The organism is Nocardia coubleae NBRC 108252 (assembly GCF_001612805.1).
Lineage (GTDB): Bacteria > Actinomycetota > Actinomycetes > Mycobacteriales > Mycobacteriaceae > Nocardia > Nocardia coubleae.
In genome coordinates this window covers 19,333-44,397 of the sequence record NZ_BDBD01000027.1, presented here as the reverse complement: position 1 = coordinate 44,397, position 25,065 = coordinate 19,333, and the positions used below count along the sequence as shown (strand labels likewise).

24 protein-coding genes are annotated in these 25,065 nt (G+C 66.3%); 12 read left to right on the top strand and 12 right to left on the bottom strand.

Annotated features, from left to right (window positions below):
• Positions 1 to 21 precede the first annotated feature (21 nt).
• Both NCO8_RS27690 and NCO8_RS27685 read left to right on the top strand, forming a co-directional pair.
• Entirely contained in the window at positions 22 to 774 is a 753-nt protein-coding gene (locus NCO8_RS27690) for an MBL fold metallo-hydrolase (protein ID WP_067643979.1), read from the top strand.
• 120 nt (positions 775 to 894) lie between these two features.
• Positions 895 to 2,088 carry a Fic family protein gene (locus NCO8_RS27685; protein ID WP_067643976.1) on the top strand — a complete coding sequence of 398 codons (1,194 nt, stop codon included), beginning with the start codon at positions 895 to 897 and terminating at the stop codon, positions 2,086 to 2,088.
• A 1-nt stretch (position 2,089) separates the two neighbouring features.
• Here NCO8_RS27685 and NCO8_RS27680 read toward each other — a convergent pair whose 3' ends face one another.
• From NCO8_RS27680 to NCO8_RS27650, 7 genes are all read right to left on the bottom strand, one after another.
• Positions 2,090 to 3,166 (bottom strand): ABC transporter ATP-binding protein, encoded by a 1,077-nt coding sequence (locus tag NCO8_RS27680; RefSeq protein WP_067643973.1) that lies wholly within the window; start codon positions 3,164 to 3,166, stop codon positions 2,090 to 2,092.
• Positions 3,167 to 3,225: 59 nt separating this feature from the next.
• The gene (locus NCO8_RS27675) at positions 3,226 to 4,554 is read right to left on the bottom strand and encodes an ABC transporter substrate-binding protein (RefSeq protein ID WP_084457555.1); all 1,329 of its coding nucleotides are present in this window, start codon (positions 4,552 to 4,554) and stop codon (positions 3,226 to 3,228) included.
• Between the two features lie 20 nt (positions 4,555 to 4,574).
• Positions 4,575 to 5,441, bottom strand: a complete 867-nt coding sequence (locus tag NCO8_RS27670) for a carbohydrate ABC transporter permease (RefSeq protein ID WP_067643970.1) — start codon at positions 5,439 to 5,441, stop codon at positions 4,575 to 4,577.
• Positions 5,438 to 6,388 carry a carbohydrate ABC transporter permease gene (locus NCO8_RS27665; RefSeq protein ID WP_067643967.1) on the bottom strand — a complete coding sequence of 317 codons (951 nt, stop codon included), beginning with the start codon at positions 6,386 to 6,388 and terminating at the stop codon, positions 5,438 to 5,440. Before NCO8_RS27665 ends, NCO8_RS27670 begins: the two co-directional genes overlap by 4 nt.
• Before the next feature lie 229 nt (positions 6,389 to 6,617).
• Positions 6,618 to 7,487 (bottom strand): L,D-transpeptidase, encoded by an 870-nt coding sequence (locus NCO8_RS27660; RefSeq protein ID WP_067495019.1) that lies wholly within the window; start codon positions 7,485 to 7,487, stop codon positions 6,618 to 6,620.
• 286 nt (positions 7,488 to 7,773) lie between these two features.
• Positions 7,774 to 9,099 carry a cytochrome P450 gene (locus tag NCO8_RS27655; RefSeq protein ID WP_067643964.1) on the bottom strand — a complete coding sequence of 442 codons (1,326 nt, stop codon included), beginning with the start codon at positions 9,097 to 9,099 and terminating at the stop codon, positions 7,774 to 7,776.
• Positions 9,100 to 9,135: 36 nt separating this feature from the next.
• Positions 9,136 to 10,398, bottom strand: coding sequence for a serine hydrolase domain-containing protein (locus tag NCO8_RS27650; RefSeq protein ID WP_067643961.1), 1,263 nt, complete (start codon positions 10,396 to 10,398; stop codon positions 9,136 to 9,138).
• Positions 10,399 to 10,481: 83 nt separating this feature from the next.
• Here NCO8_RS27650 and lppU point away from each other — a divergent pair, with 83 nt between their 5' ends.
• Positions 10,482 to 11,108 carry an LppU family putative lipoprotein gene (lppU, locus tag NCO8_RS27645; protein ID WP_067495011.1) on the top strand — a complete coding sequence of 209 codons (627 nt, stop codon included), beginning with the start codon at positions 10,482 to 10,484 and terminating at the stop codon, positions 11,106 to 11,108.
• A 63-nt stretch (positions 11,109 to 11,171) separates the two neighbouring features.
• Here the strand turns inward: lppU and NCO8_RS27640 are convergent, their stop codons facing one another.
• Positions 11,172 to 11,846 (bottom strand): S1 family peptidase, encoded by a 675-nt coding sequence (locus tag NCO8_RS27640; protein WP_067643958.1) that lies wholly within the window; start codon positions 11,844 to 11,846, stop codon positions 11,172 to 11,174.
• Between the two features lie 490 nt (positions 11,847 to 12,336).
• Between NCO8_RS27640 and NCO8_RS27635 the strand changes: the two genes are divergently transcribed.
• The 9 genes from NCO8_RS27635 to NCO8_RS27595 all read left to right on the top strand — a co-directional run bounded on the left by NCO8_RS27635 (position 12,337) and on the right by NCO8_RS27595 (position 21,845).
• Positions 12,337 to 13,191, top strand: coding sequence for an MlaE family ABC transporter permease (locus NCO8_RS27635; RefSeq protein WP_067495005.1), 855 nt, complete (start codon positions 12,337 to 12,339; stop codon positions 13,189 to 13,191).
• Positions 13,192 to 13,193: 2 nt separating this feature from the next.
• Positions 13,194 to 14,057, top strand: a complete 864-nt coding sequence (locus NCO8_RS27630; RefSeq protein ID WP_067495001.1) for an MlaE family ABC transporter permease — start codon at positions 13,194 to 13,196, stop codon at positions 14,055 to 14,057.
• 6 nt (positions 14,058 to 14,063) lie between these two features.
• Entirely contained in the window at positions 14,064 to 15,557 is a 1,494-nt protein-coding gene (locus tag NCO8_RS27625) for an MlaD family protein (RefSeq protein ID WP_067643955.1), read from the top strand.
• A complete protein-coding gene (locus NCO8_RS27620; protein WP_067643952.1) occupies positions 15,554 to 16,579 on the top strand; it encodes an MCE family protein in 1,026 nt (341 codons plus the stop codon). The genes NCO8_RS27625 and NCO8_RS27620 overlap by 4 nt, the downstream gene beginning before the upstream one ends.
• Complete coding sequence (locus NCO8_RS27615; protein ID WP_067644293.1) at positions 16,576 to 17,571, top strand: MCE family protein; 996 nt, start codon at positions 16,576 to 16,578, stop codon at positions 17,569 to 17,571. Before NCO8_RS27620 ends, NCO8_RS27615 begins: the two co-directional genes overlap by 4 nt.
• The gene (locus NCO8_RS27610) at positions 17,568 to 18,674 is read left to right on the top strand and encodes an MCE family protein (RefSeq protein WP_067643950.1); all 1,107 of its coding nucleotides are present in this window, start codon (positions 17,568 to 17,570) and stop codon (positions 18,672 to 18,674) included. Before NCO8_RS27615 ends, NCO8_RS27610 begins: the two co-directional genes overlap by 4 nt.
• A gap of 8 nt (positions 18,675 to 18,682) precedes the next feature.
• Positions 18,683 to 19,774 (top strand): MCE family protein, encoded by a 1,092-nt coding sequence (locus NCO8_RS27605; protein WP_067643948.1) that lies wholly within the window; start codon positions 18,683 to 18,685, stop codon positions 19,772 to 19,774.
• Positions 19,771 to 20,949 carry an MlaD family protein gene (locus tag NCO8_RS27600; RefSeq protein WP_067643946.1) on the top strand — a complete coding sequence of 393 codons (1,179 nt, stop codon included), beginning with the start codon at positions 19,771 to 19,773 and terminating at the stop codon, positions 20,947 to 20,949. The genes NCO8_RS27605 and NCO8_RS27600 overlap by 4 nt, the downstream gene beginning before the upstream one ends.
• 128 nt (positions 20,950 to 21,077) lie before the next feature.
• Positions 21,078 to 21,845 carry a hypothetical protein gene (locus NCO8_RS27595; RefSeq protein ID WP_067643943.1) on the top strand — a complete coding sequence of 256 codons (768 nt, stop codon included), beginning with the start codon at positions 21,078 to 21,080 and terminating at the stop codon, positions 21,843 to 21,845.
• An 82-nt stretch (positions 21,846 to 21,927) separates the two neighbouring features.
• On the opposite strand, the gene NCO8_RS27590 is transcribed toward NCO8_RS27595, so the two are convergent.
• Genes NCO8_RS27590 through NCO8_RS27575 form a run of 4 tightly spaced genes read right to left on the bottom strand, consistent with a single transcriptional unit; the run spans position 21,928 to position 24,830 of the window.
• Positions 21,928 to 22,464 (bottom strand): ribonuclease H family protein, encoded by a 537-nt coding sequence (locus NCO8_RS27590; RefSeq protein WP_067644290.1) that lies wholly within the window; start codon positions 22,462 to 22,464, stop codon positions 21,928 to 21,930.
• Between the two features lie 10 nt (positions 22,465 to 22,474).
• The gene (locus tag NCO8_RS27585; RefSeq protein ID WP_067643940.1) at positions 22,475 to 22,951 is read right to left on the bottom strand and encodes an SRPBCC family protein; all 477 of its coding nucleotides are present in this window, start codon (positions 22,949 to 22,951) and stop codon (positions 22,475 to 22,477) included.
• A gap of 23 nt (positions 22,952 to 22,974) precedes the next feature.
• Positions 22,975 to 24,198: an L-2-hydroxyglutarate dehydrogenase gene (gene lhgD / locus NCO8_RS27580; protein ID WP_084457535.1), complete on the bottom strand. Its 1,224-nt coding sequence runs from the start codon at positions 24,196 to 24,198 to the stop codon at positions 22,975 to 22,977.
• Positions 24,195 to 24,830, bottom strand: a complete 636-nt coding sequence (locus NCO8_RS27575) for a hypothetical protein (protein ID WP_157105153.1) — start codon at positions 24,828 to 24,830, stop codon at positions 24,195 to 24,197. The genes lhgD and NCO8_RS27575 overlap by 4 nt, the downstream gene beginning before the upstream one ends.
• Positions 24,831 to 25,065: the final 235 nt, after the last annotated feature.

Below are 25,065 nucleotides of genomic sequence, written 5' to 3'. Positions count from 1 at the left end.
CACTGTCAGGGAGAGGTTTTCATGCGACATCGTCAAGTAGCCGACGACGTGTTCACCATCCGAGGCACGGACGTGAACATGGTCCTGCTGCGCGAGGGCCGCGACCTCACCCTCATCGACGCCGGCTGGTACGGCGACGCGAAAATCATCGAATCGGCGCTCCGTGCCCTCGGCCACCGCCCCGAAGACATCGTCGCCGTCCTGCTCACCCACGCCCACCTCGACCACGTCGGCGCCCTGAACCACCTGCACCGCCACTACGGCACCCCTGCCTACACCAGCCCCACCGAGGTAGCGCACGCCCGCGGCGAGGTCCACGAGTCAGCCACTCCCCTCGACGTGATCAAACGCCTCACCAACCCGGGCACCGCGGCCTGGGCACTGCGCATTACGGCAGCGGGCGGTCTCCGCAAGAACCCTGTCCCCCACATCCAGCCCTTCCCCACCGCGGGCCCCCTGGACCTCCCGGGCCACCCCGTCCCCATCTCCTCCCCCGGCCACACCTCCGGCCACACCGCCTTCCACCTCCCCACCCAGGGCGCCATAGCCACCGGCGACGCCCTCATCACCGCCCACCCCACCTCCCCCCACCAGGGCCCCCAACTACTCCCCAAGTTCTTCCACCACAACACCGACCAAACCCTGACCGCCCTCACCACCCTCGAACCCCTCGACGCCCCCCTCGTCCTCCCCGGCCACGGCCTCCCCTTCTGCAAGGGCATCACCGAAGCCGTAATCCGAGCCCGCGAACACGCCACCACCCTCCTCCGATGAACTTGCGGCAGATGCTCGTTTTCAGTGCATCCAACGCGAGTAAGGTCGGAGATAGTCGCGTTTATGGCAACTAAAGTATAGTAAGCAAATGCCTGCTGTACTTTCTGATCGCAGCTGCCGATGACCTGGCCACCGCATCGCCTCGAAGAACGCGCGTGGTCGCCGCGGCAACGCCAGGGTTCGCGTGACGACCGCCTGTTGGAACGCATTACGGTCTCTGTTCCCCCGCGCATCGCCGATCTGGACTATGTGCCGCCATCGCAGGTGGTGACCGCGGGCGAAACGGCCGTGATCGCGGTGGCGCGGCTCGAAGCGGGATTCGGCCAGTACATGGCTCCGCTCGCCGACTTCCTGCTGCGCAGTGAGTCGGTAGCGTCATCGAACATCGAACACATCGACGCCGGCTGGCGGGCCTTCGGAAAGGCCGTCGGCGGCGCGAAGGCGAGCGATGAAGCGAAATCGCAGCTCGCCGCCGTCCAGGCACTCGCCACGATGGTGGATGCGGCAAGCAGCGGCCCGGTCACGACCTCGGATCTGCTTGCGGCACATCGGCTGCTCATGGCTCCGGACTATTACGCCGCTCGTGAGGCCGGCCGGTTCCGCGATGCGCAGAACTGGATCGGTGGTAGCGACTACACCCCACTGCACGCGTTGTTCGTCCCGCCGCCGCCCGAGCTCGTCGGTGAGCTGATGGACGACCTGCTGACTTTCACCGCCCGAACCGACCTGCCGATCATGGCGCAGGCGGCGATCGCGCACGCGCAGTTCGAGTCCATCCATCCGTTCGTCGACGGCAACGGACGGATCGGGCGCGCGCTGATCAGCGCGATATTCCGCAGGCGTGGCCTGACCAGCCGGGTCACCGTTCCGTTGGCGTCGGTCATGCTGGCGAACACCGCACGCTACTTCGATCAACTCATGGCCTACCGCGCGGGTCGCGTCGACGAATTCGTCGAGTACGTGGCGCTCGCGGCCGTCCACGCCAGCGACGCTGCAATCGAATCCGCCCGGACGTTGGCGGACTTGCCCGCGCAGTGGCGCGCCTCGGCCCGGCCGAGGGCCGGATCTTCGGACGAGGCGCTGATCGCCGGACTGCTCGACCACCCGATCCTCAATATCGACACGGCACAGCGAATCGCCGGAACGACCGACTCCGCCACCTATCGAGCGCTGGATCGCCTGGTCGAGGCGGGCGTGCTCGAAGTGCTTTCGGCAGCGAAGCGGGGTCGAGTATGGGCGGCAACCGACATTCTGGCCGAACTCGACGCCCTCTCGGCAACGATCGGAAAGCGGACCGCCGCCGGGCTGAAATAGGTCAGCGGAGGCGGAGTTCGGTTTCGGCGTCGAAGTAGAAGATTTCTTCGGGTTTGGGGCGGAGGTGGAGGGTTTCGCCGAGGGTGGTGTGGAAGCGGCGGTCTACGCGGACGACGATTTTGCCTGCGCGGGTCGACCAGTCGGTGCCTGCGCCGTGGGTGTAGACGAAGGATTCGGCGCCGAGTTCCTCGAGGAGTTCGGCGACGACGGTGATGCCGTTGGGGTCGGTGGTGACTTCCCAGGATTCGGGGCGGATGCCGAGGATCACGCGCTGACCGGAAACGCTGCGGGGCAGTGGGATTCGCAGACCGTCGAGGACGGCGTGACCGTCCGACACTGGCGCTTCGAGCAGGTTCATGCCGGGTGAACCGATGAAACCGGCGACGAAGGTGTTCACGGGGTCGTCGTAGAGTTCGCGCGGTGCGGCGATCTGCTGCAGGGTGCCTTCGCGCAGCACGGCGACGCGGTGGCCCATGGTCATGGCCTCCACCTGGTCGTGGGTGACGTACACCGTTGTGGTGCCGAGGCGCTGCTGCAGGGCGGCGATCTGCGAGCGGGTGCTCACCCGCAGTTTCGCGTCCAGGTTGGACAGCGGTTCGTCCATGCAGAACACCTGCGGGCGGCGCACGATCGCGCGGCCCATCGCCACCCGTTGCCGTTGCCCGCCCGACAGTTTCGCCGGTTTGCGGTCGAGCAGCGGTTCGAGTTCCAGCATGGCGGCTGCCTCGCGGACCCGAACCAAGGTGTCGGACTTCGACATTCCCGCGTTGCGCAGGGCGAAGCCCATGTTCTGCGCGACGGTCATGTTCGGGTAGAGCGCGTAACTCTGGAACACCATCGCCACATCGCGCGCCCGGGGCGGCAGTCCGGTCACATCACGATCGCCGATGCGAATCGTGCCGTCCTCCACCGATTCCAGTCCGGCGAGCATGCGCAGGCTGGTCGACTTCCCGCACCCGGACGGCCCGACCAGCACGAGGAATTCGCCGTCGGCGATGTCGAGATCGAGTGCGTCGACCGCGGCGGTCTCGCTGCCGGGGTAGCGGTGCGTGACACCGTCGAACTGCACTGTCGCCATGGACTTCTCCTCGAAAACGGACGAGCGGGCCCGCGGCGGAGACCGCGGGCCAACGGGGACTACTTCGGCAGCTTGGGGGTGATCTGCCGGTCGATGATCGCCTGGATATCAGCGGCGACCTTCGCGAGAACCGTTGCGGGATCCGCGTTCTGCAGACCGATCTGCTCGTATCCGGTGCCGATGATCTGGTCGGCGCCGGGCACGAACACCCGCGCGTAGTCCTGTGACTTGGTCACCGCGAGCTGGTCGATGGCGGTCTTGGAGTGCGGGTTCTTGGCGAGGAAGTCGACCTCGGTCGGATCGCTCACCGCCGACTTGCGCACCGGCATGTAACCCGTGTTCTGCGAGAAGTACGCCGTGTTCGCCGCATTGGTCGCGAACTCGATGAACTTGAGCGCGTTCACCTTCCGCTCGGCGGAGATGCGTGACGGCACCGCAAGACCCGCACCACCGGTGGTGACGCCGGGCCCGCTGGGATGCGGCAGGAACGCCGTGCCGAGCTCGAACTTGCCGGTCGCGTTCTTCTGGATGCCCTTCAGGTCACCGGTGGAAGCGATCGTCGAGGCGGCGACCCCGGTCCCGAAGTCGACGGCGATCTGCGGACGGATCGCCGCGTACTTCTTCACATTGATCGATTCGCGCAGGTAGGTGGCGGCCGCGATCGAACCGGGATCGGTGAACTTCAGCGCCCACTTGTCGGAGTAGGCGCCGCCGAAGGTCCAGTTCGGGCCCTGGAAGGTCCAGCCGAGGTAGTTCTTGGCATCACCCCAGGCGTGCGCGAACTTGTCACCGCCGACCACCGACTGGATCTTCGGCCCCCACTCGTCGAACTCCTGCCACGAGTTCGGCCCACGATCCGGCAGCCCGGCCTTGGCCCACACATCCTTGTTGTAATAGAACAGCGGCGTCGAGCGCGCGTACGGCAGCGCGTAGTGCTTACCGTCGAACAGGTAGTCCGCGGCCAGCGAGTCGACATAGTCGTCGAGCTTCACCCCGGCCTCACCGAACAGCCCGTCGAGCGGTTCGATGGCACCGGTCAGCGCGTAGTTGAACCACCAGACATCCGACAGCACAACAACATCGGGCAGGTCACCACCGGTGAGCGCGGCGTTGAACTTCTGCGCCACCTCCTCGTAGTTCTTGCCCGCGTCGACGAGGTTCACCTTCAGCTCGGGGTGCTGCGCCTGGAACCGGTTGATGAGCTCGAGCTCGAGTTCCTTGGAGGTGCCGGGGTGGTTGGACCAGAAGGTGATCGTGTTCGCGTCGCCGCCACCACCGGACCCGCCGCCGGTGCCCGCGCAAGCGGTGAGCGCGAGACCGGCGGCGACACCGCCGGACAGGCCGAGGAAGCCGCGACGGCTCAGCGCCGGAAATCGTGAAGTGGACACGTGGATCTCCTGTTCGAGAATCAACCCTTGACCGCACCGGAGGTGAGGCCTTTGATCATGTGACGTTGCAGCGCGAGGAACACCACGAGAATCGGCAGCATGGTGAGCACGGTGCCCGCCATCACCGGACCCCAGTTGGTGACGCTCGGGTTCTCGGTGTTCTGCAGCAGCGTGAGCCCTACCGGCAGGGTGGCGACGTCGGCGGAGTCGGCCATCAGGAACGGCCAGAGGTATTCGTTCCACTCGTTCACCAGCGTGACCACCGCGAATGCCACCATCGTCGGCCCCGACATCGGCAGCACCACACGGGTGAGCAGCCGCCACCAGTTGGCGCCGTCCATCCGGGCGGCCTCGATTACCTCACCGGGCAGCGACAGGAAGTGGTTGCGCATGAGGAAGGTGCCGAAGGCCACGCCGCAGAGCGGGATGATGATGCCCTGGAAGGTGTTGCGCCACCCGAGCTGCGCGATGAGCGCGTAGTTGGAGATGACGGTGATCTGGTTGGGCACCATCAGCGCGGCGATGATCGCGAGGAACACGATGTTCTTGCCGGGGAAGCGCAGGAACACCAGGCCGTAGGCGCTGAACACCCCGAGCGTGAACTTCACCGCCGACACCACCCCGGTGACGATCAGCGAGTTGCGCAGGAACGTCCAGAACGGGACGGTGGTCGTGGCGTGCCCGTAGTTCTCCGGGTGCCAGCTGTGCGGCCAGTACACCGCGGGCTGGGTGTAGATGTCGGCGCGGTCCTTGAACGAGGTGATGAGGATCCAGAACAGCGGAACCCCGACCATGACGAGCACACACAGCATCGCCGCGTAGCCGAGCAGGGTGATCGCGCGTTCCCGCCTGCGATACGAAACGGTTTCGGGACCGACGTGTTTCATCGTTCACCTCGATCCATCACGCGCACCTGGATCAGGGTCACCACGAGCAGCACGGCGAACATGATCGTGGCGACAGTCGCGCCGTAGCCCGCGCGGAAATTGCGGAACGACTCCTCGTACACCTGGAACACCATGGTCGTCGTGCCGTTGCCGAGCGGCCCGCCACGTGTCATCACATTGATGATGTCGAATACCTGAAGCGAGTTCAGCAATACCGTGATCGAAAGAAAGAACGTTGTCGGACGAAGTTGCGGCAGAAGCACTTTGGTGAATGTCGTCCACCGGCTGGCGCCGTCCATTTCGGCGGCTTCCAGCAGTTCGCTCCGCACGCCCTGCAGTGCCGCCAGATAGATGACGAAGGTGTATCCGAGATTCTTCCAGATATAGGTGATCGTTACCATGAACAACGCCCACTGCGGATCCTGGTAGAAATCCGGCACATTCGTCACGCCGAGGCGGAGCAGCACATCTTGCACGAGCCCGAAACTGGGGTCGAAGATGAATTGGAATGCCACCCCGATCGCCGCACCGGAGATCACGAACGGCGCGAAGATGGCGGACCGAACCACATTGCGCCCGAACAACTTCCGGTCGAGCAACATCGCCAGCGCCAGCCCGAGCGCCATGCTCACCAGCACCGCCGCGACGGTGAAGATCACCGTGTTGCCGACGACCTTCCAGGAGTCGTCGCGCTGCCACCACTCCACATAGTTGGCGAAACCGATGGGCGTAGCGACGGGATCGGCGATGTTCCAGTCGGTGAACGAGAGCCGGATGTTGTCGGCCAGCGGCCGGTAGACGAACATCCCGAGCAGAACCAAGTTCGGGACTACGAGTAACACGAACAACGCGTAGTCCTGCCACGGCCGATTTCTCAGGCCACGACCTCGCTGCACGGGAAGAACCCGCTCCGGACTGCTACGCACCGCGGCAGCTTTACGGTGCATGGCGAACCGCTGGTTAACCCTGCCCGCCGATTTCCTGAACATCGGGCGCACAGGTCTAGTACAGCAAGAAGCCGAACAATACGACCTGGATTGATCGTATTGTTCGGCTGAGGTCAGAAGTACATGGGTAACTCACCGGGTACGGGCTGACCGAACCACGCCCGGATGGCTTGCCGCGTCAGGAATTCCGTACGCGCCAGAGTCTGGCCAGAATTCGCGGAGAGGCGGATCAGTTCCAGTCGCCCAGGCCGTCGCCCGCGCTCAGGGTGGGGCCCTGGGTGCCGGTGACGATCACGGCATCACCGCGACGCGAGTTCTCCAGGAACCACTTGGCATCCTCGGTGCTCACGTTCAGGCAGCCGTGGCTGGCGTTGGAGTAGCCCTGCTGACCCACCGACCACGGCGCGGCGTGGATGAAGATGCCGCTGTTGGACAGGCGGGTGGCGTACTCGACCTCGAGCTTGTAGCCCTCGGGGTCGGTGACCGGCACACCGTAGGTGGACGAGTCCATCGTCATCTTCTCGAGCCGCTCGCCGACGATGTAGGTGCCGTTGGGGGTCTCGTAGCCGGGCTTGCCGAGCGAGGTCGGCATCTCGCGCACCACTTCACCGTTGCGGGTGACGGTGATGACCTTGGTGGCGTCGTCCACGGTGGCGACGAAGGCGTCACCGATGTGGAACGAGCTGGTGGTGCCGCCGGCGACAACGGTCACGTCGGTGTTGGCGGGCCAGAACTCGGTGGGCTTCCAGCGCACCTGCTTGTCGCCGGTCCAGTAGAAGTTGCCGGGCACGTTGGCGCTCGAGGTGACCTTGATGGCCCGCTCGGCGGCCGCACGATCCTCGATCGGCTCCTTGAAGGTGATGATGATCGGCTGTGCGACACCGACCGTCTCGCCGTCGGCGATGTTGATGTTCGGCGGCGCGAACGTCGCCTGCGGCGCGGGCTGCTCGACCACGGGGTTGCTGGAACCCGCGCCGGGAAGCGCGGGCTGAGCCTGCGCGGGAACAGCGATGAGCGCGCCGGTGGCGGCGATCGCCGCCGTCAGCAGCAGACCACGGCGAAGCCGATGGGATTGCTGCCGGTTTGCCTCGTAGTGCATTAGGTTTCCTCGTCTATATCTTCGAATGACGCGGAGTCCGCATGGGGTCTCCACGGGGTAACGACGCCCCGACCCTGACCGCTCATTCCTACCCGTCCGGAGTGACAACGTGCCAGCTCCGTTGCATCGCGATCACGGAACGGCAACGGTGTGCGCTGTGTCACATAACAACCTGTGACTCAGTGGCTTTCGTCAAACGCCACGCTCAGGGCGGCGAGTCGGAAAGGCGTCGGCACCACGGTCCGGAAGCACACGCATGTGAGTCTCAAACCTGGAGTGAGGGAGATCACGCCGTGCGTGTGAAGTGGATCGCCCGGTTCGGCGCGGTCGCGAGATTGTGCGGCACCGTGCGCGGCCGACGGCCGAGGGCCAGCGCGGGGTCCAGGCGCAGCCGGGCGCTCGTGAGCAGGGTGGCGAGCACGACGCGCAACTCGTATTCGGCCAGCGTGGCGCCGATACACCGGCGATGACCGCCGCCGAAGGGCGCGTACTGGAACGGTGTGTATTTGCGGCCGAGGAACCGGTCGGGGTGGAACAGCCGGGGTGCGGGCCAGGTCGAGGGTTGGCTGTGCAGCACACCGACGGCCAACCCGATCGTCTGCCCGGCGGCCACGTCGACCCCACGCCACCGCCACGGTTCGCGCAGCTGCCGCAGCACGATGGGTACGGCAGGGTGCAGGCGAAGCGTCTCCTGGCAGACAGCGTTGAGCAGCGGCGCGGTGGCCTGTTCGGCAGGGTCGTCCCCCGCCTGGGCCAGCTCGTCGGTGAGCCTGGCAAGCAGACCGGGTTCACGGTGCAGGTGATACAACGCCCAGGTGAGTGAGGTCGCGGTGGTCTCGTGCCCGGCGACGAGCAGGGTGCGCAACTGTTCGCACAGTTCGGCATCGGTCAGCGCGGAGCCGTCCTCGTAACGGGTGGCGAGCAGCAGATCGAGCAGATCGCCCGCGGCCGGGCCCTCGGCGCGACGGCGCGCGATGCCCGCGAGCAGCCGCCGATCGAGAAGGTCCCTGGCCGCGACGAAGCGGTCCCACGGCCCGAAACCGCCGGTGGCACGGCGCAAAACGGGCGCTACGAGCAGGGGCGTGGTGAACGTCGAGAGGAAGTCGTCGACCGCGTCGCCGTATTCACTGTCGGCACCCGCGCCGAACACCGCCGCGAGGATGGTGCGCAGGGTGATGGATCGTGCCTTCGTCAGCACGTCGACCCGGCTGCCGACCGGCCAGGGAGCGCCTGTACCACTGTCGGATTCGAGTTCGCGCAGCGTCGATTCCCGGATCACCTCGCCCAGCGCCCGCACCTTCGCGCGGTGGAATGCGGGCGCGAGCATCGCCCGATCCGTGCGATGACGCGGCCCCGAGGTGAGGATCAGCGACGCCGTGCCGACCATCGGCTCGATCGGATTCGGCCGCGGCGGGTCGACGAGCTCGACCGGCGCCCGGAACAGTTCACGCGCACCCTCGGCGGTCCCGGTGAACAACACCGGCGGAAACCCAGGAAACCCGACCGCGAACGGGTCACCGCTCGCGGCACGTCGACGCAGGTAACCCTCGAAATCGAGGCCCGCGACCAGGCCGTGCAGCAGGGCGGGGCGTGGCGGGCACTGACCTCTCATGCCAGGTACTACGGCGTGCGCCCGCGCCTGGTTCGACTACCGCTCGGCGCGGGTGCGCCGCACGGTGCCCTGGGCGATGGCCGCGAGCTTGGCCAGCCGCGCGTCCCCGAGCGCGGTCACCGCATTGCCGAGCCGGTTGGTGACGAACGCGATCGACATTCCCAGATCGGGGTCGGCGTAGGCGCCCGAGCCGCCGACTCCGTAGTGCCCGAAGGCATGTCGCGGTTGCTGCTTGGTCATCAACACGGGCCGGTGGTAGCCGAGGGTGAACCGCAACGGCAATCCGAGTACATAGTCACGGCTTTCGGTCTGCTGTGTGCGGTTGATCTGCTCGATCGTCTCCGGCCGCAGGAACTGCACCGGTGAATCACGTTCGCCCGTAGCGTTTTCCGCGTCACCCGTATAGACGACGCCTCCGTTGGCCAACGCGCCGTACATCCGTGCCAGCGCCCGCGCCGAGAACACCCCGTTCCAGCCGGGCATCACCGCGTCGTGCACGCGCGGATCGCGCACCAGTTCGTCGAAACTCTCCGGCATCCCGGCCTCCGCGAGCCCACGCACGGGCCGCACCCACGACAACACCGACGACGCGGTGTTCCAGCGAATACCCGGCGGTGCGAGATGCGGGAAGATCTTCGCGATCCGGCGGCGCTGCGCGACGGGCACCTGGAACCAGAACTCGTCGGTTCCCAAGGGCTGGGCCACTTCCCGGCGCAACAGCTCGGTGAAGGATTCGCCGGTCGCGCGCTGCAGGATCTCCGAGACGAGCCAGCCGAAGGTGATCGCGTGGTACCCGGAGGTGCGGATGCGGCGCGGGTCGGCCGGGCTCTCGGCCAGGGCGGTCACCACCGCGCCGTAGTCGAGAATCCCCTCGCGGCCCGGAACCAGCCCGCGTACCCGATGCAACCCGGCCCGGTGCGACAGCACATCGCGCACGGTGATGTCGTGCTTGCCGTGCGCGGCGAACTCGGGCCAGTACTCGGCGACCGGCGCCTCGTAGTCGATCAGCCCCCGCTCCGCGACCCGGTGCAGCACGGTGGCGGCCACACCCTTGCCGGTGGAGAAGGTGAGCGCCACATGCCCGCCGTTCCACCGCTGATCCTTGGCCGCCCACCCGGCCCAGACATCGACGACCGGGCGCCCGTCGAGGTAGACCGCCAGCGCACCGCCCCCGCGGCTCGGCTGCTGGAACATCCCGAAGAAGTGGTCGGCCAGCCGGATGAACCTCGGATCGATGCGCATCTGCCGTGGCGCGGTCGGCGTACCCGCGCCCGGCTCGCCCGCCGTTGCTGACACCATCGGCCCAACCTCCTGATGCTGCGTAGCGATCCGCCGACCGGATCGGGTCGACGCCGGTGGCTTCGGTGGTGTATTCACAGTAGGTGTTTGCAGATCTGTCCATCCGCCGGTTGGCCGGCGCGCTCGCCATCACGGCGGTCGCGTTCGGTTCGAGCGCGTGCGGCGGCACCATCGACGGCTACGCGCAGCCGGCGATCGACGTGGTCCCCGCCACCAGCAGCGCCGCACCGACCACCAAGAAACCGGGCAAGTCGACGACGAGCAAACCGGCACCCACCACCAAGAAGGGTGGAACCACCGACTTCCAGGCCAGTGTCGGTGACTGTGTGAATCTCGGCGGCACCGCCGAGGACGCCACCATCGAGAAGGCCTCGTGCGGCAGCCGCTCGGCCAACTACAAGGTGATCGGCAAGGCGCCCAACCGCGACGGCTGTATCGCCGACAGCGACCAGAACTACTTCGAAACCCTCGACGGCGTCGAGACCGGCGCCCTGTGCCTCGACATCGACTGGGTGGTGGGTGGCTGCATGGATGTGGCCGCCGAACAACTCGTCGCGCGCCGGATCGACTGCAACGCCTCGGGCAACGAGCCGGTCCGGGTCGTCACCATCAAGAGCGACGCGACCAGCGCCAACGACTGCCCCGACGACGCCGACGTGGGCTATGTCTACGACACCCGCCGCTTCGTCGTCTGCGCGCAGACGCTGTAGCCACCGACGACGAGACGGGCCGCACGGTGTGACCGCGCGGCCCGTTGTCTGTTCACTCGCCGATCAGATCGGGTGGAACCCGGATCCGTGACCGCCGCGCGCGTTCATGTCGTGCATGATCGCGGACATGTTCGTGCCGACCTCGGGGCCGAAGCAGGCCACCGCGAGATAGGCGTTCACCATCCCGACCAGCGTCGACCCGACCACCACCGGCGCACCGGAATCGCCTTCCACGACGCACATCTGCGACCACGTCTCCACATTGGTCGCGAACACGTCGCCCCAGGTGATGCCGCAGGTGTTGCCGGTGGTCCGGCCCTCCTTGCACACGATGGTGGGGAACTGGGCGGGCCCGCCGACACCGGTGATGGTGACATTGCCGATCCGGTTCACCGGGGTGATCCGGCCGGGGGTGAATTCGATGACGGCGTAGTCGAGTTCGGTATTGCTGTAGACGAACCTGCCGATCTCGCCGTATCCGCGATCGACCTCGGCGGCCACCGGTGCGCCCGCGTCACCGCAGTGCCCGGCGGTGAGGCCGACGAGCCTGCCCGCGCCGTCGTGGCCGACCGTGGTGAGGGTGCATTCGAAGGTGTTGTCGATGACGATCCCGGATCCGCCGCCGATCACCGGTGGACCGGGTTGTGCCTGCGAGGTGCCCGCGCCGGTGCCGAGTAGAGCCGCACCGAGGGTGAGCGCGAAGGCGGCCGTGGCCACACGCGCGAGTTTGCTGAACATGTCCCTCCAGATGTCGGAAGTTCGCACGATATCAATACGGTCTGTCTATAGCCGCGGTATTCGATCCCGGGCGCGCCAGAGCGAAGCCCTCGGATTGCTGCTTACCAGGCGCCGCGACACCCCGCGCGGTGATAGCGATTCTCTATCGAAATCGTGATGAAGCCGGGCCTGGCGAGTTATACCCGTGATCTGTGCGGGAAATCGGACGCGTCATTCGTTATGTATGACAGTTTTCCGCAATATTCTTTCCGGCAGCCGCAGACGCTGGGAGTCCGCGCCCGGAAACGACATCCGGCGCAAACTCCGAAGCCGGACAATTCAGGGCTGTATGGTCCGTCATGGCAGTGGTCATAAGGGCCGCCGACAGTGATATCCATCTATGACAGCGCTCACATGTCGGTGGTGTGTTCTGCACTACTCCGTAGTAAGGTGCGTCAAGCAAACAAGTCGTCGGGGTGTTGATGGCCTGGCGTCGAGAGGGGTAATAGCAGTGCAGTCGACCAAGAGTCCGCCCGAACGTTCACGGGTCAGTGAAGCTGTGGACTGGACCAAGGGCCTTTGGGAAGACCATCCGAAGAAGTCCCTCGAAACCTTCGGTCGACAGATCACGATGGGTATCGAAGCCATCACGGAGCTGGTCGTCGCGATCTTCCGTAAACGCTTCCCCTTCGACGAATTCGTGCGTCAGTGCGCGTTCATGGCAAGCGTCGCCGCCGCTCCGACGCTGCTGGTCGCCATCCCGATCGCGGTCATCGTGTCCATCCAGGTCGGCGCGGTCGCCGGTCAGGTCGGCGCGACCTCGTTCATCGGCGCCGCCAACGGCCTCGGCATCATCCAGCAGGGCGCGCCACTGGTCACCTCGATCATGATCGCCGGCGCCGTCGGCTCCGCGGTGTGCGCCGACCTCGGCTCACGAACCATCCGCGAAGAGATCGACGCCATGAAGGTGATGGGTGTCGACCCGCTGCGCAGGCTCGTCGCCCCCCGGCTCGGCGCCGCCATGCTGGTGAGCTTCCTGCTCTGCGGTTTCGTCGTGTTCGTCGGCTTCATCACCGGCTACATGTTCAACATCTTCGCCCAGGCGGGCACGCCCGGTTCCTACATGAGCACCTTCGCCTCGTTCGCGGTCACCCGTGACCTCGCGGTGGCGCTGCTCAAGTCGGTCATCTTCGGCATCATCGCCGCGATCATCGCCTGCGACTCGGGCCTCAACGCCCGTGGCGGCCCCGGCGGTGTCGCCAACGCGGTGAACTCGGCGGTCGTGAGTTCCATGGTCATGCTGCTCGGCGTCAACGTCGCGATCACGCAGATCTACGCCGCTGTCTTCCCCCCACAGGTGGTCTGACCATGTCATCGACTTATGTACCTCCGCTGCTGCGGCCGATACGCCAGCTCAAGGCGGCGGGCAAAGCGCCCGTCGACGCGCTCGCCCGCCTCGGCCACCAGGTCTTCTTCTTCCTGCGGTCCGTCGGCTCCATTCCGCTGGCGTTCAAGCAGTATCCGAAGGAGATCTGGCGCCTGCTCTCCGACGTCACGTGGGGAAACGGCAACATCGTCGTCGGTGGTGGAACCATCGGCGTCATCCTCATCATCAGCGCCTTCGGCGGCATGACCGTCGCCATCCAGGGCCACACCTCGCTCGACCTGCTCGGCCTGAGCCCGATCACCGGTGCCATCTCGGCCTTCGCCACCACCCGTGAACTCGGCCCGCTGCTCGCGGCGCTGGCGTTCGCGGCCCAGGCGGGCTGCCGGTTCACCGCGCAATTGGGCGCCATGCGCATCTCCGAGGAGATCGACGCGCTCGACTCCATCGCCATCCGCCCGCTGCCCTACCTGGTCAGCACCCGGATGATGGCCGCGGTCATCGCGATCGTTCCGCTGTACTGCATCGGCCTGGTGATGGCCTATCTGTCCTGCTCGGTCACCGTGCAGCTCATCGGTGGCACCGCGGCGGGCACGTACTCGCACTACTTCTACCAATTCCTGGTACCGACGGACGTGCTGTACTCGCTGCTCAAGGCGGTCATCTTCGTCATGATCACCACGTTCATCCAGTGCTACTACGGCTTCTTCGCCTCGGGTGGTCCCGAGGGCGTCGGCGTGGCCGCGGGCCGGGCGATCAAGATGTGCATCATCCTGGTCGTGTTCGCCGACCTGTTCATGACATTGGCGATCTGGGGCGTCGACCCCGGCATCAGGATCTCGGGGTAGGGCCAGATGATCATCGATCCCAGTGGGCGCGGTCCCACCATGAAACAGCTGTACGTCGCGGGCCTGTGCGGCCTGGTCGTCTTCGCTGTGATTCTCGCTTTCCTCATGGCCAGGTACCAGGGCTACTTCGTACCCAAGGTGAACGTGGCCGCGAACCTGTCGACCACCGGTGACGGGCTCCCGTCCAACGCCGACGTGAAGTTCCGCGGTGTGCTCGTCGGCACCGTGAAGGACGTCGACATCGTCGACCAGGGCGCCGTGCAGAAGGTGAACATCGAGCTCAAGCCCGAGTTCGCCAAGGGCGTCCCGAGCAATGTCACCGCCCGCATCGTGCCGAGCAACCTGTTCGCGGTCACCTCGGTGGAACTGGTCTTCAACGGTGCCTCCAACGACTACCTCGAAGAGGGTTCGGTCATCCAGGAGGACCGCAGCGAGGGCACCATCGCGCTGCAGGACACGCTCACCACGGTGCGCGATATCCTCAACGAGGTCGACCCGGTGCAGCTGGGCCGCGTGCTCGGCACCCTCACCCAGGCCCTCGACGGCAGCGGCCGCGTGCCCGGTTCGACCATCCAGCGCCTGGACGAGTGGATCACCACCGTCTCCGACGCGGGCCCGAACCTGGCAGGCATGCTCGACGACTTCTCGGCCTCGGCCAACGCGCTGAACCAGTCGGCGCCGGAACTGCTCGACGTGCTCGGCAGCTCGGTGCAGACCGCCAACACCATCGCGAGCAAGCGCGACCAGCTCGTCGCCCTGCTGATGGGATCGAGCGCGACCACCGACCGGGTCAACGACCTGTTCGCCGCCAACCCCGATGTGGGTAAAGAAGTCACCGTCGGCCTGAACGCCACCCTCGGTGCCGTCGCCCACGAACCGAGCTCGATCACCAAGACCTTCCAGGTGTTCGGACCCGGACTCGCCGCGCTGAACACCACCTTCCACGGTGGTCCCAGCGGTAAGCAGATGGTCTGGAACGCGGGTCTCACGTTCACCCCGTACCAGCCCAACACCGTCGCGGACTGCCCGCGCTACGGCGATCTGCTCGGTCCGAGCTGCTTCACCGCGCCCGCCGAGGTGAGCCTGCCGCCGCTCCCGGAGAAGCTGCGTCCCCGGGCGCTCGACTCCGCCGCGGGTCTGCCGCCGCTGGTGAACTTCCCCGGGCTGCCGCAGATTCCGGGCCTCACCATCCCGGCCGCACCGCTGCAGGCGGCGGCCGGAACCGAGATCACGCCGTTCGCCGGTACTCCGCTCGAGGGGCTCGTCCCGTCGTTCCAGATCCCGGGCCTGCCCGGTGCGGCGCCCGCCGCCGCACCCGCGCCTGCGCCCGCGCCCGAGCAGGCACCCGCGGTGCCGTCGGGTACGCCCATCTCCTACCAGGGCAACGACGCCATCGTCGAACTCCTCGGCCGCAAACCGACGGTCTCCGAGCTGCTGCTGCTCGGTCCGATCATGAAGGGCGGAACTCTGACCGTGTACGACAACGAGGGTGGCGCATGAGTATCCGCAAGCCACTGATCGGATTCGGCATCTTCGCGATCGTCTCGATGCTCGTCATCGTGGTCGTGTGGAATACGCTCGCCCGTTCGGTAGACGGTGACACCCGCAAGTACACCGCCATCTTCACCGACGTCCTCGGGCTGCGTCCCGGCGACGACGTCCGGATGGCCGGTGTGCGGGTGGGGAAGGTCGAGAAGATCGAGCTCGACGGCAAGAACGACGCCAAGGTGTCGTTCATCGTGCAGAGCGACCAGGACGTCTTCGACGACACCAAAGCCCTTGTCCGCTACCAGAACCTGATCGGCCAGCGCTATGTGGCGCTCACCCCGGGCAAGTCGCCGAGCCCGCAGGTGCTGGCCAGCGGTTCGGTGATCCCGCTCGAGCGCACCGAGCCCTCGTTCGATATCTCCGCGCTGCTCAACGGTTTCCAGCCGCTGTTCCAGGCGCTGGAGCCGGCCCAGGTGAACGCGATGTCGGAGACGCTGATTCAGGCGTTGCAGGGTGACGGAGTCTCGTTGTCCTCCTTCATCATCCAGGCGGCGCAGATGGCCACCGACTTCCAGCGCCGCGACGCCATCCTGAGCGATGTCATCACCAACCTGTCGGCGGTGATGGCCGGTCTGGCCAAGCGCGGTGACGAACTGGAGACCCTGGTGACCCAGACCCGTGCGCTGATCGGCGGGCTCTACGACCAGGGCCAGTCGCTGCAGAACTCGACGGCGACGCTGGCCGACGCCACTACCTCGCTGGTGGCGATGATGAGCAAGATCCAGCCGCAGCTGGCCGCTACACAGAACTCCACCACCGCGGCGCTGAACCTGTTGCTCGCCAACGGCGCCAAGCTCGACCAGGTGGCCATCGACATGCCGTCGATGCTCGCCGACCTGGGCCGCATGACGTCTGAAGGCACGCACGCCAACGCCTACCTGTGTGGCCTCGATGTCTCGCTGTACGGGGTGCTCTTCCCGCGCGGCCTGTTCAGCCAGATCGGTGGCACGTCGCACTCGGAGGTGTGCCGATGAGCAAGCTCAAGAAAACATTCCTCGGCAACCGCAACTTCTGGCTCGGCGTCATCGGTTCGCTGGTTGTCGTGCTGTTGCTGGTCGGCTCGAGCATCCTGCAGTTCATCGGGATCGGTAAGCAGAGCATCGAAGCCGAGTTCGTGCAGGCCGCGGGCATCAGCACCGGCGACAAGGTCGCCGTGTCCGGTGTTCAGGTCGGCACGGTGTCGGGCGCCAAGATCGAGGGCGACCACGTGGTCATCACCCTCGACGTGGATTCGAGCATCAAGTTCGGACCCGACGCGCACGCCTCGATCAAGATGGCGACCCTGCTCGGTGCCCGCTACGTCGACCTGAAGCCGGGCGACGGCACGGGCCTGAAGAACGACACCATCCCGCGCTCCAACACCGATGTCCCCTACGACATCGCCGATGTGGTGCAGGTCGGTACGCCGAAGTTCGAGGCCCTGGACACCAAGAAGCTGGCCGCCTCGCTCAACACCATCAACGGCGAGCTCGGCGATTCGCCCGCGCTGGTCGCGCAGGCGCTCGACAGCGTCGGCGCGCTGGCCAAGGTCGTCGACAAGCGCAAGGGTGAGGTCGACAGCCTGCTCAAGGATCTGGACCGCGTCACCCAGCTGCTCGCCGACAACCGCAACAGCGTGCTGCTCGTCATCACCCAGGGTGAGGCCATCGCCAGCCGGGTGATGGAACGGCAGAACCTGCTGCGTCAGCTGCTCGACAACATCGCCACCCTCACCCGTCAGCTCGAACAGATCGGCGGGGAGAACGGCAACCAGTTCGCGGGCACCATCGGCCAGCTCAACACCATGGCCCAGGGTCTGCAAAAGAACAAGGACAACCTCGACAAGCTGTTGCAGATCGGTGCGCCGACCGCGCGCTACTTCAACAACGCGCTCGGCAACGGTAACTACGGCTCGGTCGCGCTGCCGTGGATTCTCCCCGACAACTGGCTGTGCTTCGCACAGGTGATCCAAGGGTGCGCAGGATGAAACTGAATTTCCGACGCGGTAAGGAGCTCGGTCGCGCGTTGCTGATCGGCGCGACCGCACTGACCATCGGCAGTTGCTCGCTGCTGCCGAATCAGGTGGACGACGCCCTCGGCCGCTCGACCAAGATCACCGCGGACTTCGAGAACATCGCGGGTATGTACGAGGGCAACCAGATCATGGTCCTCGGCTTGCCGGTGGGCAAGGTCGACAAGATCGTGCCCAAGGGGACCTATGTCGAGGTCCACATGACCATCGAGTCGGGGGTGAAGATCCCCAAGGAGGCGATCGCCGCGATCATCTCCCCCTCGATCGTCACCGACCGCCACATCGAGATCACCCCGCCCTACACCGGCGGGGAGGCCCTCGAGTCCGGTGACCATCTGCCCAAGGCACGCACCAGGACTCCGGTCGAGCTGGACACGATGATCAAGACCATCGACCAGTTCGCCGCCGCGCTCAAGCCCGAAGAGGGCCAGGAAGGGCTCGGCCCGCTCTCGGGCCGGGTGCTGTACCCGGTGCTCAACGGCAACGGCCAGAAGATCCGCGAAACCCTCGACGCCCTGTCGTCGGCGCTGAAGATCGGTGTCGACAACAAGGACGCGATCTCCAACATCATCATCAAGCTCAACGAGCTCACCACCATGCTGGCCGACAACGACCAGTCGGTGCGCGACTTCAGCAACCAGGTCACCCAGATGTCGGGGCTGCTCGCCGAACAGGCCCCCGGCCTGCAGGCCACCCTCGACCAGCTCAACGGGTTCCTGGCCAACACCTCGAGCACCTTCGGCGAGCACGCCGACGAACTGTCGGCCTCGCTGACCGGCCTCACCACCGTCACCAACCAGTTGCGGGCCAACTCCCGCGACATGGTGGAAATCGTCGACGTCGTTCCGCTGCTGATGCAGAACATCGACGGCGCGATGAACAAGGAGAAGGGTTTCGTCCGGCTGCACGGCCTGATCGGTACGACCCTGTCCGGTGAGATCGTCAGCCTGTTCTGCGAGCGCATCCAGATGCGCTCGGACGGCTGCCGCACCGGCAAGGTCGAGGATTTCGGTCCCGACTACGGGTTCACCGCCGCACTGCTTGGACTCACAGAATGACCGGACCCATGACGAACAAGCTCCGCCGCACCCTGCTCGCGGCCACCGCGCTTGCCACCGTGACCATCACCACCGGTTGCGGTTTCACCGTGGAAGACCTGCCGCTGCCCAAGCCGGGCGCCGAAGGCGACACCTACACCATCCACGCCGAGTTCGACAACGCGCTGAACCTGCCCGACCAGGCCAAGGTGAAGATCGGTGGTTCCGATGTCGGGGTGGTGTCCTCGATCAAGACCAAGAACTTCACGGCCGTGGTGGACCTGCAGATCCGCTCCGACATCGACCTGCCCAAGGGCAGCACCGCCGAGCTGCGTCAGGCGACGCCTCTCGGTGACGTGTTCATCGCCCTGAACCGGCCGAAGAACAACACCGGCACCGGCGGCAACCTGGCCGAGGGCGACACCCTCACCCAGGAGTTCACCTCCGCGGGCGCCACCGTCGAGGAACTGCTGATCTCGGTGTCGATGCTGTTCAACGGCGGCGGTGTGGCCAGCCTCAGCCGGCTCGGCACCGAACTCGGGTCCATCCTCAACGGCCAGGGCGGCAACCTGGCGCACCTCATCACCCAGATGACCGGTGTGATCGGCGAATTGAACAACAACAGCGCCCGGGTCGACTCGGTGCTCTCAGAGTTCAACACCCTCGCCAACACCATCGAGGCCAACAAGGCCCAGCTCGGTCAGGTGGCCGACACCCTGCCGCAGGCCATCGGCGCGATCGCCGAGAACAACCGGGCCATCGGTGACCTGCTCACCAAGGTGTCCACGGCAAGCGCCGCGATCGGCGACTACGCCAACACCACCGGTGACCAGCTCTCCGAGCTGCTCACCAACCTCGACAACCTGATGAACGCCCTCGCGGCCTCCGGCGACAGCTTCGGTTACGTCATGGATCAGCTGATCGACATCAAGCCGAAGGTCACCCAGACCTTCCTCGGCAAGTCGCTCGCACCGTACGCGACGCTGACGAACCTCGATGTCGGCCTGCTGACCGACCCGGCCAACAGCAAGTTCCCCGATATGAAGGACGTGAACGACTTCGTCGGCAGCTTCATCCAGGTGCTGCAGATCGTTCAGGGCCGAGTGGGAGGCCACCGATGAACAGGGTCAAGAAGTTCTTCAGCAGCAAGATCGTGCTCGCGAACTCCGCGCTGGTCGTGGTGCTGATCATCGGTGCCAGCTACCTGCTGGTCAATGTGATGCGGGTGAACCCGCTGCGGTCGGAGTACGACGTCACTGTGACGCTCGACCGCTCCGGTGGCCTACAGCCGGGCAACGACGTGACGCTGCGCGGACACCGGATCGGCAAGATCGACACGGTGGACCTGATCGACGAGGGCCAGGCCATCGCGGTCAAGGCCGTGATCGACAAGAGCTACAAGATCCCCGTCGACACCATGATCCAGGTGGCGGCGCTGTCGGCGGCCGGTGAGCAGTACATCGACTTCCGGCCCAACAGCGACGCGGGCCCGTTCCTGCGCGACGGCGCGGTGATCGAGTACAACCCGGAGCAGATCAAGACGCCCGTCCCCGTGTGGGCGGTGCTCGACGATACGAGCGCGCTGATCGGCTCGGTGAATCCGCAGCAGTTCAAGACCATCCTCGCCGAACTCGACATCGCGCTCGGCGCGGGCCCGGATCGGCTGCGCGGCCTGATCAACGGCACGAGTCTCGCGGTGGCGGGTCTGCACAACCTGCTGCCACAGACGGTGAATCTCATCGCCAACCTGCGGGTGATCGCCGACACCACCTCCAACGCCCAGCCGGATCTGCAGACCCTGACCCGCAACTCGGGCTCGTTGCTGACGCAGTTCAACAACGCCAATGCCGAGCTGCAGGCGGTGCTCGACAACGCGCCGGCACAGTTCGAGGCGCTCGGCGCGGTGCTGGACAAGACCGCCGATCCGATCAGCGGGCTCGCGGCGAACTTCGTCGCGATCACCCGGGCGGCACAGTTGCGTCAGCCGGCCCTCCGGATGCTGTTCCCCTCGCTTGCGCAGGGCCTCGGGTCCATCGCGGTTCCCGCCCACGACGGTGAGTTCCACACCATCATCGATATCTGGCCGCGCCCGACGTGTAACTACAACACCGAGTACAGGCGCAACGAAGAGGTGCAGGACGGGTCGATCCCGAAGTGGAACTACTGCATCAACCCGCCCGCTGACCTGCAGATCCGTGGTTCGGCCAATGCACCGCGCCCGAATGTGCCCAACAACGGTGCGCAGATGCCCCCGGGTGTGGATCCGAACGAACGGACCCCGATTCCGGCCAAGTGAGACCATGCCCGGTCCTACGCTCCGGCGTAGGACCGGGCATACTCGGCGGGGGACGCTGTGGCCCGCCTCACGGGCCAACGAACGAAGTCGGTGCGAGTGTGTGCCGGGAAAGAGCAGGATTGATCTAGATGACCAGCGACGACGCCGAGAGCAAGAAGGACGCTACCCCGGCGGAAAAGCCCGAATCGGCCGCTACCGAGACCACCGCCGACGAGACGGTGAAGCTCGACAAGGCCGAGTCCGAGACGCCGAAGGCGGCCGAGCCCGCCGCCACGGCGGCAGCGGCCCCCGCGGAGCCCGCCGCGTCGTCCGGGGCCGAACGCCCGGTCGGCTGGCTGGTCGCGGCGGGTACGGGTGTTGTCGCTGTCGGCGCGATCACCGCCGCGGTGGTGTTCTTCCTGCAGAGCAGCGACCGGGGCGACAAGCTCGACGCCATCGAGGAGTCGACCAAGGCGGCCTGCGCCTACGGCCGGGTGGCCACCAACTACGACTACTCGAACAACATCGACAAGTACTTCGAGGACATGCGCTCGGGTGCCACCGGCGACATCAACGAGCAGTTCACCCAGGCCGGTGACATGCTCAAGGGCCTGATGGTCGAGCGTCAGGTGAAGTCGCGCGGCGAGGACATCCAGTGCGCGTACCTCAGCGGCGGCGAAAACCAGGCCAAGGCCATGGTGACGCTGGCGCAGTACACCTCCAATGCGGCCGCTCCCGAGAGCGAGCCGATGAACATCGCCATCGAGATGACCCTCGATCGCGAGGGTGACAAGTGGCTGGTGAGCAAGATGGAGTCGCCGGTGCTCAAGAACGGCGGCGGCCTGATGGGTGGCGTACCGGGTGGGGCTCCGCAGCAGCCCGCACCGGAGACGCCTGCTCCCGCGCCCGGCAACTGATCCGGTAGTACGACAGTGCCTCCGGCGGAAGCGATTCCGCCGGAGGCACTGTCGGTTGCGGACACACTCCGGTCGCGCCGCGTCAGAACAGGGTGAGTGTTCCCGACGCTGTCGGCGCGACCGGCTTCCCCGTGGTCCGCGGCTGGGTGGTTCGGGTGGCAACGGGTGTGGCGGCGTGTTCGTGGCCGTGTGCCGCGGCGTCGCGTGCGGCGATGCCCGCCAGTTTGTCGGCTTGCTCGTTGAAGTAGTTACCCACGTGCCCGCGGACCCAGCGGAATCGCACGGGCCCTTCGCGGGTGGTGATGGCGCGGTCGATCTGCTTGATGATCTCGACGTTCTTCACCGCGCCGCCGGTGGAGGTGCGCCAGCCGTTGCGCCGCCAGCTGCCGATCCATTCCGAGGCGCATTTGATGGCGTATTGGGAGTCGCTCTCGATGAGCATCGGTTCGGTGCCGGGGTGGGCGAGGATGGCTTCGAGGACCGCGCGTAGTTCCGCGATCTGGTTTGTTCCGCTGGCCGCTCCCCCGCTGGCCACCGGTCCTTGATGATTCACCCAGGCCCAGCCGATGGCACCACCGGGATTGCGCAGGCAGGACCCGTCGGTGCTCACGATGATCATGACCGCCACCCTAGGCGATGCGGCCGACAAGATCGGTACCGTGGAATGCCTCTATCTCCCTTCGCAACCGCGATTCTGTGCGGCGCAGTGCCGATCTCGCGGCCGCGTCGACGAGGCCCTGGCACATGCGGCCGAACGCACCGCGTGGTGGTGGATAGCCGGCTTCGGCGGTCAGTACCGACCGTTCGTAGCCGAGTGGGTCGAACCGCAGTGTCACGGTTCCGTATACCCGCCCCCGCAGGGTATACCCGATCACCGCGCCGCGCCGGTATTCGGTGATCTCGCAGGTGAGTGTCATCGGGATCACCCCGCCCAGGCGAACTTTCAGCGAACAGCTCGCACCGAGTCCCTGTGCCGGTGCCGCGCCCTGTGCGGTGACGGAGGTGACGCCTGCCATCCAGTGTGCGAGATGCTGGAAGTTCTCCGTATAGGCGAAGGCCGCGTCGGTGGGCGCGCCGACGTCGCTCGCGTACCTGATGTGGCCCACAGGCCAAAAATACTACAAGAATCCTATTTATTTGCTGGAAGCTGGATCTGATCCACCAGGTATCGGGCGATCGGCATGGCCGAGGTGGCGGCGGGTGAGGGCGCGTTGAGCACGTGGATGGACCGTGGTGTGCGCTCGATCAGGAAATCGTGCACGAGGGTGCCGTCGCGCAGGACGGCCTGGGCCCGGATGCCCGCGCGATGGGGCAGCAGGTCGGCGGTGCCGAGTTCCGGGCAGTACCGGCGGCATTCGGCCAGGTAACCGCGTTTGAAAAGCGAGTTGCGCAACTCGCGCACGCCGGTGCGCAGGTGGGTGCGGGCCACCCGGTGCACGCCGGGGAAGCGCAGCACGTCGAGGGCGTCGCGCCCGTTCACGCTGCCCTTGCGGTAGCCCTCCCTGGCCAGCCCGAGTACCGCGTTGGGGCCGACGGTCAGGTCGCCGTCGATGGTCGGGCTCAGGTGCACGCCGAGGAACGGCAGGGCCGGATCGGGCACCGGATAGATCAGCGTCCGCACCAGTCCGGCGCGTTCGGCGGGCAGGCGGTAGTACTCGCCCCGGAACGGCACGATGCGGAAGTCGTTGCGGATCCCCGCCATTCGGGCCAGGCGGTCGGCCTGTAGACCGGCGCAGACCACGAGAGTCTTCGCGACGACCGCACCACCAGGGCCGGAAACCGTGACAGCCGAGTCCGTTTCGACGATCGACTCGACGATCGTGCCGAGCATGATCCGGCCACCCATGTCCTGTACCTGCGCGGCCAGCGCGGCGGTGACTTTCGCGTAGTCGATGATGCCGGTTGCGGGCACGAAAAGCGCTCCGACACCACGAATTCCGGGTTCGCGGCGGGACAGTTCCGCGGCATCGATGGCCTCCACTTCCACACCGTTGGCGATGGAGCGCTCGTAGAGGTCGAGCATCCGGGCGTGTTCGGTGGAATCGGTTGCCACCAGCAGCTTTCCGCACACCTCGAACGGAATGTCGTTGGCGGCGGCGAACTCCTTGGTCCACTGCGCGCCCGCGCGGCACAACCGGGCCTTGAGGCTGTCGGGCGGGTAGTAGATGCCGGAGTGGATCACGCCGCTGTTGTGCCCGGTCTGATGGGCGCCGAGCGAGTGTTCCTTCTCGATCAGCACCAGGCTCGCGCCGGGGTAGGCGCTCAGCAGGCGATGCGCGGTGGCGACACCGACGATGCCGCCACCGATCACGCAGAAGTCGTACACCCCGTCATGGGTACCGCCGGAAATCACACGCCGACGGTAGTCGGCTCTTCGACGGTCTCGGATCCGGGCTGGTCGCCGGGGGCTTCGATGCGCACGGTGTGCTGGCCGAGCGTGGGGTCCGAGAGCACGAATTCCACCGCGCCCTTGCGGGTGTCGACCTCGGTGTGCAGCGAGGTGACCCCCACCGGCTCGGTGGTGATGCCGAGATACTTGCCCGCCTTGTTCAGCGCGTTCGTATCGACGGTGAAGCTGACGATGTCGGTGCGCGGCGTCGCGGCCTGGGCGCCGACATAGGTGGTGCCGATGCGGAGTCTGCCCTCGAGCGCCCTGCCGTCCAGTGCCTGGTTGCTCTGCGGTATCGCGGCAGTGGCGGTCTGGTGCTTGACGGCCGGTGCCCGGCCTGCCTCGGGGACGAAGCGTTCGGTGGTCCAGGCCAGTTCGACCACGTCGTCGGCGACGGCGCGGACGGAGTCGTCGGCCCGGTGGTGTTGCCCCGGGTCGGCGATGTCGGCGGGGGTCGGGTTGTCGTGCGGCGGCACGAGCTGGGGCATGTTGTTGACGATGTATGCACCCGCGGCCACGGTGAGGCAGAGGCTGGCGGCCCCGGCGGCCACCGTCGCGGACAGCCGCGCGATCTGTGCAGGTCGATGTGCGGTCACGATGCAGTCCTCCCGGTGGGTGTGGATCTACCCGAGCGCTGTGCTCGCATCGTTGAAAGCCACGCGCTGATCCCCACGTTACGCCGGTGCTAGCTGGAGTTAGCACCCCTGACGCTGAGATCAGGGTCACATCTGAAACATGCGTGTATCGCACCTGGTCGGCGCGCGTGTCGACGGCGTGGTTGTTTTCCTCACGCCCCACGGGGTATCCCGAGAGTGCAGGCGAGCGTCATTC